General features: G+C 35.8%; 12 protein-coding genes and 1 pseudogene. All 13 read right to left on the reverse strand.

Going from position 1 to position 13,218, the window contains the following annotated elements; translation table 11 throughout:
* Positions 1-576, reverse strand: a 576-nt coding sequence (locus CYP28_RS01975; RefSeq protein ID WP_103592896.1) for an ABC transporter permease, incomplete at its 3' end; no start/stop codon positions are given.
* A complete protein-coding gene (locus tag CYP28_RS01980; RefSeq protein WP_103592897.1) occupies positions 573-1,799 on the reverse strand; it encodes a hypothetical protein in 1,227 nt (408 codons plus the stop codon). The genes CYP28_RS01975 and CYP28_RS01980, both read right to left, overlap by 4 nt.
* Positions 1,796-2,758 (reverse strand): NAD-dependent epimerase/dehydratase family protein, encoded by a 963-nt coding sequence (locus tag CYP28_RS01985; RefSeq protein WP_103592898.1) that lies wholly within the window; start codon positions 2,756-2,758, stop codon positions 1,796-1,798. The genes CYP28_RS01980 and CYP28_RS01985 overlap by 4 nt, the downstream gene beginning before the upstream one ends.
* A gap of 1 nt (position 2,759) precedes the next feature.
* Positions 2,760-3,866: a hypothetical protein gene (locus CYP28_RS01990; protein ID WP_103592899.1), complete on the reverse strand. Its 1,107-nt coding sequence runs from the start codon at positions 3,864-3,866 to the stop codon at positions 2,760-2,762.
* Positions 3,867-3,869: 3 nt separating this feature from the next.
* Positions 3,870-4,805 carry a GDP-L-fucose synthase family protein gene (locus CYP28_RS01995; RefSeq protein WP_103592900.1) on the reverse strand — a complete coding sequence of 312 codons (936 nt, stop codon included), beginning with the start codon at positions 4,803-4,805 and terminating at the stop codon, positions 3,870-3,872.
* Positions 4,789-5,319 carry a D-glycero-alpha-D-manno-heptose-1,7-bisphosphate 7-phosphatase gene (locus tag CYP28_RS02000; RefSeq protein WP_103592901.1) on the reverse strand — a complete coding sequence of 177 codons (531 nt, stop codon included), beginning with the start codon at positions 5,317-5,319 and terminating at the stop codon, positions 4,789-4,791. Before CYP28_RS02000 ends, CYP28_RS01995 begins: the two co-directional genes overlap by 17 nt.
* Entirely contained in the window at positions 5,309-5,998 is a 690-nt protein-coding gene (locus tag CYP28_RS02005; RefSeq protein ID WP_103592902.1) for a nucleotidyltransferase family protein, read from the reverse strand. The genes CYP28_RS02000 and CYP28_RS02005 overlap by 11 nt, the downstream gene beginning before the upstream one ends.
* Complete coding sequence (locus CYP28_RS02010) at positions 5,986-6,597, reverse strand: D-sedoheptulose 7-phosphate isomerase (RefSeq protein WP_103592903.1); 612 nt, start codon at positions 6,595-6,597, stop codon at positions 5,986-5,988. The genes CYP28_RS02005 and CYP28_RS02010 overlap by 13 nt, the downstream gene beginning before the upstream one ends.
* Positions 6,585-7,607: a dehydrogenase gene (locus CYP28_RS02015; protein ID WP_103592904.1), complete on the reverse strand. Its 1,023-nt coding sequence runs from the start codon at positions 7,605-7,607 to the stop codon at positions 6,585-6,587. Before CYP28_RS02015 ends, CYP28_RS02010 begins: the two co-directional genes overlap by 13 nt.
* 19 nt (positions 7,608-7,626) lie before the next feature.
* Positions 7,627-8,661, reverse strand: a complete 1,035-nt coding sequence (locus tag CYP28_RS02020; protein ID WP_103592905.1) for a GDP-mannose 4,6-dehydratase — start codon at positions 8,659-8,661, stop codon at positions 7,627-7,629.
* A gap of 32 nt (positions 8,662-8,693) precedes the next feature.
* Positions 8,694-10,035, reverse strand: a pseudogene (locus CYP28_RS02025) (mannose-1-phosphate guanylyltransferase/mannose-6-phosphate isomerase).
* Positions 10,036-10,037: 2 nt separating this feature from the next.
* The gene (locus tag CYP28_RS02030) at positions 10,038-11,438 is read right to left on the reverse strand and encodes a phosphomannomutase/phosphoglucomutase (protein WP_103592906.1); all 1,401 of its coding nucleotides are present in this window, start codon (positions 11,436-11,438) and stop codon (positions 10,038-10,040) included.
* 133 nt (positions 11,439-11,571) lie between these two features.
* On the reverse strand, positions 11,572-13,206 hold the full coding sequence (groL, locus tag CYP28_RS02035; protein WP_002940160.1) for a chaperonin GroEL: 1,635 nt from the start codon (positions 13,204-13,206) through the stop codon (positions 11,572-11,574).
* Positions 13,207-13,218: the final 12 nt, after the last annotated feature.

The following is a 13,218-nucleotide window of genomic DNA, read 5'->3' on the forward strand; positions in this document are numbered from 1 at the left end:
TTTATAAATAATCGGAGTTAAAAAAACGCCATAAATAAGGACAATTTCCCAAATCTGTTTTATGTCTCTAAAAAAAACATTTAAAAAAGATAGGATTATATTTAAACTTAATATTAATATACTAATCTGCAGGAAAGAAACGGTAATAATAAAAAATTTAAATATATTAAAATCCAATATAGAATTATATGAAACCAGATATATAATTATAAAGATAATAAAGTTTATACAAAAGTTAAATAATGGCGTTAAAAAGGCGGCAATAGGCGGTATGAGTCTATTGACATTTATCTTATTTATTATTGAAGCTTTGCCAACAAATGAATTTAGCCCCAGCGATGTCGCTTCTGAAAAAAATGTCCATATTAATACACCAAAGAACAATCTTAATGCGTAGCCATCACCAGTATCTACTTGTAAAAATACACCGAAGACTGTAAAGTATACAAAAAACTGCAGTAATGGTTTTATAAAAGACCATGAAAAACCAATAAAGCTATTTTGATACTTTAACTTTAAATCCATATATGCTATTACAATTAATTTTTGGTAATTATTTAATATAAAATACATCATCTTTTATCCTTTTCAAACAGACTAATGTGCAAATTTATATTATTCTCAATGTTATATTTATCGTAATATTCAATTAGCCCTTTTGAATAATTATCTCTATAAAATAATATCTTTTGAGCCAACTCGACATAATTCCCGATGTCAAATGTCTCAAATGCACCTGGCGCATATTTTGATAGTTCAAAAAACGCCTTATTGTTAGAAAAAATTGATTTTGCTCTTGTTTCTAATGTAATTGAGGCTACACCAGACCCAGATTGCCCCGTTTCCTTATATGGCAAAACAGTAAAATTTACTTGATTCAACGCGGTGATAAATTCATCATCGCTCAAAGAGCCGCAAAAATATACCCTATTAGATAAATCACCTTTTCTTCTATTTTTTATTTCCTTTATAAGTATTTCTAAATATGGATCAATATCGCTATTGCTTAGTATAGACTGCGGGTGCTGACTTCCAAAAATCATAAGCTTATAGTTTTCTGGCAAAATTCTCAATGCTTTAATGGCTGTTAAATGCCCCTTGTAATCACTAATAAAACCAAACACGCCTATTATAACATCGCTATCGCCTAAATTATACCTATTCCTAAATACCTTATTACTTTCTATAGCTTTGTCGCAATAATATTTTATCTCATTACGATTCAAAAAAGTTATTGGAAAATCAAAAACATTATCGAAACCAAACATATACTTAATAATCTCTTTTTCCCTCTTTGTATGAACTATAATATTTACATTCCGCTCATTAGAAGCATACTTAAAAAAAAGTATTAGTTTTGCATATAGGCTTGGATAATACGAGCTATCTCTGTATTCCTTTATGGCCTTCATTGGAGAATTTATAATTTTCTTTAAAAAATCAACCGATAAAAAACTATTTTTCACATCAATTCTATGCATTGTAATAATTAGGTTTTTAGAACTCTCAACAATTTTCTTTAATCTACTATATATGTCTCTTCTTTTTATACCAAACAATCCAACTTCTAGCTGAATATTTACATAATCATAATCTTTAAGTTTACTACATAAATCATCAATGTGTTGCTGCGCCAACTTTTTATATTGTCTATTTTCAGATCGCAACAAGTTAACGCGTAGCGAAAGTACATCTACATTATAGTATTTTTCAAATTCTTTCTTTAATGCAAATGCATACGTGGCATTTCCACACAATTCATTATAGCTGCTTACTATAGCCAATTTACTCTTTTTCATATCAGATTACCTTTATTGTTAATATACCATTTATATATCATTCTATACAACCCTTCTTTTAAAGATACGTTAAAATTAAAATCAGGAAAATAGATTTTTATGGACTTTGAAGAGCAACTCTTGACTTTTCTGCCTTCTGGCTTTTTTAGATTATTAATGATAGTAATTTTTTTATTTGCGATTTCTGCCACTAACATAACTAAATCATTCATAGATATAACTTTTTCGTGTCCTATATTTAGCAATGGAATCAATTGATCATTAAAAGCGATTCTTACCAATAATTCCGCGCAATCGTCGGCATGAACATACGACCTTTTTTGATTCCCGCTACCCCAAACTTCTACGTCATTACTAGTCATAACCTTATTTATAAGCATCGGTATAGCCTGTGAGAATTCGCCGGCCCATCTGTATGACTCGCCATAAATATTCAATGGCCTAACTATTGAAAGTTCAAACTTGTTCACTACAGATAGTAATTTTAATCTATCCTCAAGGTACCGCTTTGAAAAACCATAACCTATATTTGCGAGCTCTGGAAAATTACCCAAAGGAGAAAATTCATCAACGATATCTTCTCCATCATCAGAATATACGCAAGATGAACTAACATAAACAAGGCGCAACCTGTCAGGATTTTGTTTTAGTAAAAATGATATAAAATTCTCATTCAACTTTACATTATTATTATAAAGTTTTAATTGATTTTTTTCAGAAAACCCTAATCCCAACATAAAACTAACTAAGTGAAATATTACATCAAAACTACCTAAATTATGCTTTTCAATATTACATATATTATCTTTAATAAAATTGCACTCAAACGGTATATTATCAATCCTTCCTCTAGATAAATCATCAAGTACGGTTATGTCTTTATATCCTTTTTTGATCAATTTTTTTAATAAGGAAGCCCCTATTAGTCCCGCTCCACCTAATACTAAAATTCTACTCATCTTATATACTTATCCTATTTGCAAATTCTTCTAGGCTAAAAACGACACTATAATTAACTTTATCTCTTTGGACTCTTTTTAAAACTTGCATTAACTGTATACTATTGCCTGGATCAAAAAAACTAATTGCTTTACCAAAATGCATCTCAGCCATTTCAAATGTTGTACATCTGGTTGCTACTATACTCTTCTTAAGTTCATATGCTTGCGATAAAACAGAACTTGCACTCATATATGTTTCCAAATAGCTAATTAAGACTATATCCATTTTAGACATTACTTTGAAAAAGTCAACATTTCCGAGTTTATCATAAAAAAGGACCCTATTTACAATATCAAAATCTTTAAACTTCCATAAAATTTCATCTAATTTTTCTATGGATACATTTTTCTTGCAAATCTGTCTTTCACCAGGATGAGCTCCGCCTACTATATGGAGCCTATAATTACTTGGCAACATAGTTAATGCTTTTATGGCGGTCTCAAAATCCTTATGGGCATTAATATAGCCGAACATGCCAATATCTATATAATTAACTTTATCATTAATGCACATTTTAGAGTAATTGCAAAAGTAAGATCTTATCTTGTTGCTAAAATATGTTACCGGATAGTAAACTATATCTCCATTATATATCCTCTTAACAGCGTTATAGTCTTTTATATTATTAACCCAGATTTTACTTTTATTATTAATACTATTTACAAAACTAATTATGTCTAGGTATAAATTAGTAAAGGTATCATCTTGAATATGAAAAGAATGAACAAATAAAACCAATTTGCTTGAATTTTCCAATATATTAAAAATATTTCTTCTCATATCTTCCAATGTATCACCATACATACCAAGTTCCAAATGCAAATGTGTAACATCAGACCTTTTTACAATCTCTATAACATTTTTAATATTATTATTAAATTTAGACTTGTCTCTTAGTACTGGATTGTATATGTTATTTATGGCTCCGGTATCGGCAAACGCTAATCTTGCCCCAATGGCTCTAGATACCCTTGTGGCATATAGTTTAACTGGATTATCTTCAGAAAAATCACAAACAACGGCTATACTATTAGTTTTATTTCTTAATAAAAATCTATTTAGCATACGTCATCTTCTTATATTTTGAATATTTTCACAAAACCAATCCCAGGTAATTTTTAGACCTTTATAAAGATCATATTTTGGCTCAAAACCAGTTGATTTTAGTTTAGTTAAATCATATGCACGATAATCTTGTCCATTAGGCTTCGTACTGTCCCATTTGACCTTACAATGAAGTCCGGTTATATCTGCTAAATTATCCACTATATCCTTTATTTTTATAACGCTACTACTACCAATATTCACAGCACCGTCTATATTAAACATTATATTTATAAGTGCTTGTGCAGCATCATAGGAAAATAAAAAATCCCTTTGAGCCGATCCGTCGCCCCAAACAACAATATCATCACCATTTTTATAAGCTCTATAAAATTTACTAATCAAAGCCGGCGTAACATGTCCGAAATTTTCATCAAATTTATCATGAGGACCATATAAATTACAACTAATAACAAAAGCAAAATTGGTATTATAGCTCTTTTTATAGGCACACAACTGTGCGTACATAGCTCTTTTTGAAATAGCATAAGAGTCCTCAGAATCATGCGGATACCCCATCCACATCATATCTTCTTTTAGCGGTAACCCAGGAGACGGGTATGGGTAAACACATCCAGAGCCCATCGCTACTATTTTTTTAACATTAAAAATCCTACTAGCCTCGACAACATTAGTATTTATCATAACATTATCAAGATAAGATAATCCCTTATTTTCCATATTTCCCATTATACCATACACTCTAGCCGCATTATGGAAAACATAATCTGGTTTCAATTCTGCAAACATTTTTAACGTTTGTTCCATATTTGCTAGATTATATTCTCTGCTCGTTGGTGTAAATATCTGCGAATATCCTTGTTCTTGCAATAATTTTTTTAAGGCATATCCAACCAAGCCATTGCCGCCAGTAATCAAAATTCTAGAATCTTTTTGCATATTTCACAAGCTCCTTTATATTGCTAATTTTATTAAAATATATACTTTCTTTTATGCTGGAATCAGTTGTAATCAAATAGTTTCTCCCTATACCAGCATTTATACCAGCTTCAACATCTGAAATTTTATCACCGACTAGTATAGAATTTTGCAAATCTATACCAATTTCTGCCTTTGCTCTTAATATCATACCAGGCCTTGGCTTTCTACACTCGCACTCTACACCGAATTCTGGATGATGCGGACAGTAGTACACTTTTGTAATATTAATATTATTTGACTTAAATTCACCAATCATCCAATTGTTTAATTTAATGAAATCGTCTTCCGTATATAATCCTCTTGCTATACCGGCCTGATTTGTGATAACTACTATAAAATAATCAAGCCTTTGAAAATATCTACAAACATCAAATATGCCATCTATAAATTCGAATTCAGAAATTTTATAAAGATAATTTTTTTCTATGTTTATAACCCCGTCTCTATCCAAAAATAGAGCTTTATGTAACATATTTTAGCTCCTTTTGCGCCTTATAATAGTCCTCCGGAATACCTACGTCAATGAAATATCCATTATCTATTACTCCATAAATTTTCTTTTCTTTATAGTTTTTATTCATAAAATCTTCAAAAGAAAATTTTTGTACATCTTCATTATCTAAAAAATTTTTCCTTATAATATATAAACCACCATTTATTAAACCGTTCTCGCAATACTTTTTCTCATTAAATCCAATAACCCTATTTGCGGAATCCAACTTTACAATACCGTACCTATCAAAGTTACACATTGGCTTTAAACATAGAGTTAAGTCCGCTAAATTATTTAGATGACTTTTGAATAGCGCATCCAAATTTACGTTAAAAAACGTGTCGCCATTAAGCAACAAGACATTCTCGTTATTGCAAAATTTTAACGACTGCTTTATTGCGCCACCGGTGCCCAATGGTTCTTCTTCTACTGAATATTTTATACTTATATCAAAAAACGTATCACTAAAATATTTAATAATAGTGTCTCTTTTATAGCAAACAGACAATACCACTTTATTAATATTATTTTTTTTAAGGTATCTAAAAATGTATTCCAAGAATGGTATACCCATTATTGGAGCCATTGGCTTCGGGACATTAGAAACTACTGCCTGAAGTCTAGTACCAAGACCTCCGGCTAAAATTATCGCTTCCAAAACTGAAAACCTTTACCGAATATAAATTCTTCTACAACTGCACATATGGTATGAGCTATCAGAATATGTCCCTCCTGTATTCTCGGCGTTTCGTTAGATGGCATGCATATACAATAATCGCAGACATTTTTCATAAGACCACCATTTTCACCGGTAAACCCAACCGTTAAAATATTATTTTCTCTCGCATACTTTAAAGCCTCTATTACATTTTTAGAATTTCCGCTGGTAGAAATACCTAAAAATACGTCACCGGCTTTCCCATTTGCTTGAAGTTGCCTTACAAAAATTTTTTCATACCCATAGTCATTTCCAATAGCCGTTAAAACCGATGTATCCGTAGTTAAGGCAATAGATGCCAGTCCTGGTCTATCAAAATAGAATCTACTAACGAATTCCCCGGCAATATGCTGGGCATCTGCCGCACTACCGCCATTGCCAGCTATTATGGTTTTATTTCCATTTTTATATGCTTTAACTATCGCCAATGATACATCTCTTACAACCATACCGATATTCTTAGAATTGTAAATTGCTTGTTTTAGCTCTAAGGACTTCCCAAACTGATTTATTATAAAATCATTAATCATACTTTCCATGCAGTAGTTCCTTCCTTTGTGAAATTGAAATTTATAACTTTTCCACCGCTATTATTCAATGCCTTAACAAGTTGATATTTTTTTATGGGATCGACCATAAAAAACATAAAGCCGCCGCCGCCAGCACCGCTAACCTTGCCAGAATATGCACCATTTTCAAGCGCAATATTTAAAACTTTATCTATTTCACTATTCGTAACAGATTTTGCCATATTTTTTTTAGACTCCCAAGATTTGCCCAATATCTTAGCAAAGCCGTTGATATCACCCTTTAATAAAAACTCTTTCATTAGACGGGCATCATCTTTTACTTGGTGCATGGCCTCCAATGGTTTAGGATTTTTTGTTGCGGTATTTTTCTTTTCTTCTTCTATAGCGGATGCAGACCTTCTTATCCCGGTAAAATACAAAACTATTGATGATTCAAATTCATTAATAATCCAATTTTTAACTCTTAATGGATTTACTATCACCCTATTATTATCATAGAATTCCATAAAATTAAATCCGCCAAAAGTTGCAGCGTATTGGTCTTGTTTACCACCAATTATACCAACATCAATTCTTTCTATTTCATAAGCAAGATAGGCTATTTCATATTCTCCCAATGACAAGTTTAACCATTCGCAGAATGCTTTTATTATTGCTACCACCATGGTTGATGAGCCTCCTAGACCGCTACCGGATGGAGCATCAGAATATGTGGTGAGCTTAAATGATAACGCATTGCCATTATTATAGCGCTCTATTATCTTATTATATATGCTTTTATATAAATCCAACTTTCCATCACAACTGATAAGATTGGTCTTTACAACTTCTACGAATTCATTTTGATCTAATGAATTAAAAATTATCTTGTCGTCATTAGTAACTTCTATATTGCAATAAGCGTACAAATTTAGAGTAGCATTTAAAACAGCCCCTCCATAAGTAGAGTAATAAAATTCTATATCCGTACCACCGCCAGCAAGCCCCAGTCTTAGTGGTGCCTTTGATCTAATTATCATACAATATCCTTTGCTATATTTATCTATTTAAAGGAATCTTGCCTTTTGAAATCTCATCCCTCCAATGATTCAGCAAGTCTAAGAACATTTTTTTGGTCGGTATTTCAGGTTTCCAATCTATAAATTGTCTAATTTTGGTATTATCAAACATTTGATAATCGGCATCTATCGGCCTTAATCTGTCTGTATCCGTTTCAACCCTTATCTTATCCTTCATGGTACTATAACCAATTAATAAATCTACAACTTCTGGCAATTTATAGGCTTCTTCACCAGCAATATTAAATGCCTCACCACAAGGAATATTCCCTTTTTCACTCTCTAATGATAAAAGATAATAAGCCCTAACAGCATCTCTTGCATCCTGAAAAGTTCTAACACTTGACAAATTTCCAACCTTGACGACTGGCTCTTGTAGTCCAGCTTCTATTAGCGCTATCTGTTTTGCAACCGTACTTTCGAAAAATACGTCGCTTCTTCTAGGTCCGGTGTGCGTCCCCATTCTAGTTATATAAGTTTTTATATTATAAGCTTCGCCATAAAATCTACCCAAATAATCGGTTCCAATTTTACTAATACTGTATGGGCTTGCTCCATGAAATTTAGTATCTTCATTTAGTTTTTCACCAGGCTTTGCTCTACCATAAACCTCACTCGAAGAACAGATGTGAACCACTGGGTCATAACCATCTGTCTCTTTAAATTGTCTAATAACTTCCAGCAGGCTAGCAGTTCCTATGATATTCGTCTGTAGTGTTTCTATTGGAATATTAAAAGATGTTTTTGGAAATGATTGTGCAGCCAAATGAAATATTACATTTGGTCTCACTGCATTAATCATCCTATTAATTGATGCATAATCATTCAAATCAGCATAGTATATACTAATCCTATCCTTTTTATTTATCCTGTCATTTAGATGATATAAATTATCCATAGGTTCTTGCCAACGCATCATTCCAACTATCTCATAGCTAGTATTTTCTAGCAAAAAATCAGCCATCTGTGAACCAACCTGCCCTGTAATACCGGTAATTAACGCCACTTTACCCACTATATAATCCTTTTATATAAAATTTTTATTTATCAATTTCTATCAAAATCGTCTTCTATCCTAATAATATTATCTTCTCCTATATACTCCCCCACTTGCACCTCTATTAAAATAACCGGCATATTACCATTGTTTGCCAAACGATGAACTTCTCCTGTTTTTATATATGTCGATTCGTTTGACTCAACTAGTCTAATTTCGCCTCTTACGGTTACGGTTGCCACACCAGATACAACCGTCCAGTATTCGCTTCTATAAAGATGCTTTTGCAAGTTCAGTCTTTTACCGGGTTTAACCACTATCTTTTTCATCTTATAGCCGCTACCCTCGCAGCACCTCGTAGCTGCCCCACGGACGGTATACGCTCGTGTGCGCTTCGCAAATTTCAGGAAATGAATTCAAAAAGTGCTTATAAACCTCTTTTACCTTTTACGAACTGCCTTTTTTGGCGATCAAAAGCGCGTCTTTGGTATCGACTACGAGCAAATTTTGCACGTCCACGAGCGCGGTCGGTTTTTTGGTCAGGATAAAATTTTCGCTTGAGTCGATTTGTAGCGATTCGCCGATATTTTTTATCTTTTTACTCAGCTCGTCAAAGCTACCCATATCGCTCCAGCCCGCATCAAGTGGTATCATTTTGATATTTAAGCTTTTTTGCATTAGCGCATAGTCGATACTGATATCCTCGATCTTATCCATAAAATTCGGACTAATTTTTAGCAAATTCGGTTCGTTTGCCGAATCCTCTATCGCCGCAGTAACGTCTTTTACGATACTTGGCGCATATTTTTTCATCTCGCTTAAAAACACGCCCGCCTTAAAACAAAACATACTGCTGTTAAAATAATATCCGCCCTCTTTTATAAATTTAGTCGCGGTTTCAAGATTGGGCTTTTCGATAAACCGCTCTACGTCGCCGTTTTTATCGGCCTTGATGTAGCCGTAACCGGTATTTGGCTCGCAAGGCTTTATGCCAAACGTCGCTAAAAAGCCCTGACTTGCGTAGCTTTGCGCGATCAAAAGCGCTTTTTTATACTCCGCTTCGTTTTCGATTAGATGGTCGCTTGGAGTAACTAGCAAAATCTCGTCCTCATCGCAGCAAAGCGCGGCAAACGTAATCGCCGCGGCAGTGTTTTTACCGAAAGGCTCGAGGATAAATTTATCTATTTTTTTACTTCCGCATTCATCAAGCGCCAAAAAATAGTGCGCCTCGTTGCAAACGATGATCGTTTTTTGCGCGTGTACGTTGCGTCTAAGCGTAAGATCAAAGAGAGATTTGCCGTTAAAAAGCCTGATAAATTGCTTTGGCATCAGAGTGCGAGATAGCGGCCAAAGTCTCGTGCCTGAACCTCCGCAAAGTATAACGTTTGTCATTTTTACGCCTTTTGCTTTAAATTTTCGACCAAATTTAAAAATGTTTCTTGTAATTTTACAAGCAAATTTTGATCCTTGGTCTCAAATCTCGTGACGATAACCGGCGTAGTGTTTGAGGCTCGTACTAGCGCCCAGCTGCCGTCCTCAAATCTCACTCTAACGCCGTCTATATCGATGATTTCGGCTATCTTACCTAAGCCTGCTAGCAAATTTTGCGCGTCGCCCTTCTCGTAAATTTCGACCAAAACCTCTTTTAGCTTTGCAACAAGCTTAAATTTTTGCGCGTCGGTCGTTTTAATCTTGATCTCGTCGGTGCTAAAGACCTTTGGCAGTTTATCTAGCTCGCCGTCTAGGTTAAAGCCCTTAGCTACAAGCTCCAGCGCGCGAAACATCGCATACGTCGCGTCGTCAAAGCCGAAATACCTCTCCTTAAAGAAAATATGCCCGCTCACCTCGGCCGCCATGTCGATATTTAGCTCCTTCATCGCCTTTTTGATATTGCTGTGGCCGGTCTTGCCCATGAAGCTTTTGCCGCCGTGCGCGTCGATCTCGTCGTACATATTTTGCGAGCATTTGACCTCGCCCAGCACCCTGGGATTTTTCATCGCAAGGCTATATAGATAGGCTAGTTCGTCGCCTTTTATGTTACGTTTTTTGGTTAGAACCGCGATGCGGTCGCCGTCGCCGTCAAAACCGAATCCTATGTCAAATTCGCCCTTTAGCGCAGCCTTTAGATCGCTTAAATTTTTCTCCTCGCTAGGATCGGGGTGGTGATTTGGGAAGTTACCGTCGGGCTGGGGATATAAAATTTGAGCGTCTAAATTTAACGCCTCGCAAATTTCGGGCAAAACCGCTCCGACCGCGCCGTTTGCGCAGTCGATGACGATTTTAAGCGGTAAAGCTTTTAAATGCGCAAACTGCTCTATAAGAAAATTTTTATAAGACGTCGCGATGTCAAATTTCTCGACTCTTAGATCGTCCGGGATTTGCGTTTTTGCCGCGATGTCTGCTAGCACGGCGACTTTTAACTTTTGCAAATCCTCGCCGAAGTAACTATCCTTAAAAATCGTGATTTTAAAGCCGTTGTACTCTTTTGGATTATGAGAGCCGGTTATCATTATGTTTGCGTCAAATTTGTCCGTAAACACGCTAAAATATCCGACCGGCGTCGGTAGCAAACCGATATCGTAAACCTTGACCCCAGCTAAATTTAACCCGCTAACCAGCCAGCCGAAAATCTCGCCCGCGCTTAGCCTAGCATCATATCCTACGCTAACGTTTTTTGCGCCCCTACGTAGCATTTCTCGGCCCAAATTTAACCCGATCGCCTTGACGCTCGTTTCGTTTAGATCGCGCTCATAAACGCCGCGTATATCGTATTCTCTAAAAATTTCTTGTATCATAAATTTTTTATCTTTTAATTAAATAATTTTGGGATTATAGATAAAAAGAAGTTAAATTTTTATTAATTTTAGCCATTTTTTAGAAATTTGAGATTTTAGAGATTTACCCGACGGAAAGTCGGGTAAATTCGGGCTACATCATGCCGCCCATGCCACCCATTCCGCCCATGTCAGGCATTGCAGGCATTGCTTTTTCTTCTTTTATCTCGCTGATAGTTGCTTCAGTGGTTAGTAGCAAGCTAGCCACGCTAACAGCGTTTTGTAGAGCAACTCTCTCAACTTTTACTGGGTCGATGATGCCAGCTTCAAACATATTTACATATTCGCCAGTTGCAGCGTTAAAGCCAAAATTTGCATCTTTGCTTGTCTCAACTGCATTTGCTACTACGCCTGCGTCAAAGCCAGCGTTCTCAGCGATTTGGCGAAGTGGAGCACGAAGCGCTCTTCTAACGATCTCAGCACCGATTGCCTCGTCACCTTGTAAATTTAAATTTACGCTCTTTGAAGCAAGGATAAGAGCTGAACCGCCACCTACTACGATGCCCTCTTCAACAGCTGCACGAGTAGCACTTAGAGCGTCATCTACGCGGTCTTTTTTCTCTTTCATCTCAGTCTCAGTCGCAGCACCTACTTTGATAACTGCCACGCCACCGCTTAGTTTTGCAAGGCGCTCTTGAAGTTTTTCTTTGTCGTAGTCGCTTGTAGTCTCGGCGATTTGAGCTTTTATTTGAGTTATTCTAGCGTCGATCGCTGACTTCTCGCCTGCACCATTTACGATAGTAGTGTTGTCTTTGTCGATAACTACGCTTGAAGCTTGACCAAGGTCGTTTATAGTGGCACTCTCTAGTGTTCTGCCTAGCTCTTCGCTGATAACCTCGCCACCTGTTAAAATAGCGATATCTTCAAGCATCGCTTTTCTTCTATCGCCAAAACCAGGAGCTTTAACAGCTGAGATGTTTAGCACGCCACGAAGTTTATTTACAACAAGCGTTGCAAGTGCCTCACCCTCGATATCTTCAGCGATGATTAGAAGTGGTTTGCCACTCTTTTGTACTTGCTCAAGCACTGGAAGCAGGTCTTTTAAATTTGTGATCTTCTTGTCAAATAGCAATATGAATGGATTGCTTAGCTCAACTTGCATCTTTTCAGGGTTTGTGATGAAGTATGGGCTTAGATATCCGCGGTCAAACTGCATACCCTCAACAACGCTTAGCTCGTCTTGGATAGACTTTGCCTCTTCTACTGTTATGACGCCATCTTTGCCGACTTTCTCCATCGCATCAGCGATAAGCTTGCCGATGCTCTCGTCTGAGTTTGCAGAGATAGTAGCGATCTGAGCGATCTCCTTTGAGCCAGAAACTTTTTTAGAGATGTTTTTTAGTGCATCTATAAGAGCTGCTACTTCTTTATCCATACCACGTTTTACTTCGATAGGATTTGCACCAGCAGTTACGTTTCTAAGACCCTCTTTAAATATCGCATGAGCTAGCACAGTCGCTGTTGTAGTGCCGTCGCCTGCTTGGTCGTTTGTTTTGCTTGCTACTTCTCTAACTAGGCTTGCACCCATGTTTTCGATAGTATCTTTTAGCTCAACCTCTTTAGCCACGCTAACGCCGTCTTTTGTGATGTTTGGAGCGCCAAAGCTCTTTTGGATAAGGACATTTCTGCCTCTTGGTCCCATTGTCACTTTCACAGCGTCATTTAGTTTTTTTACGCCCTCGTATAGGCGGTTTCTTGCATCATCAGAGTAAAAAATTTCTTTTGCCATTGTCTTTCCTTT

Source organism: Campylobacter concisus (assembly GCF_002914195.1).
Lineage (GTDB): Bacteria > Campylobacterota > Campylobacteria > Campylobacterales > Campylobacteraceae > Campylobacter_A > Campylobacter_A concisus_M.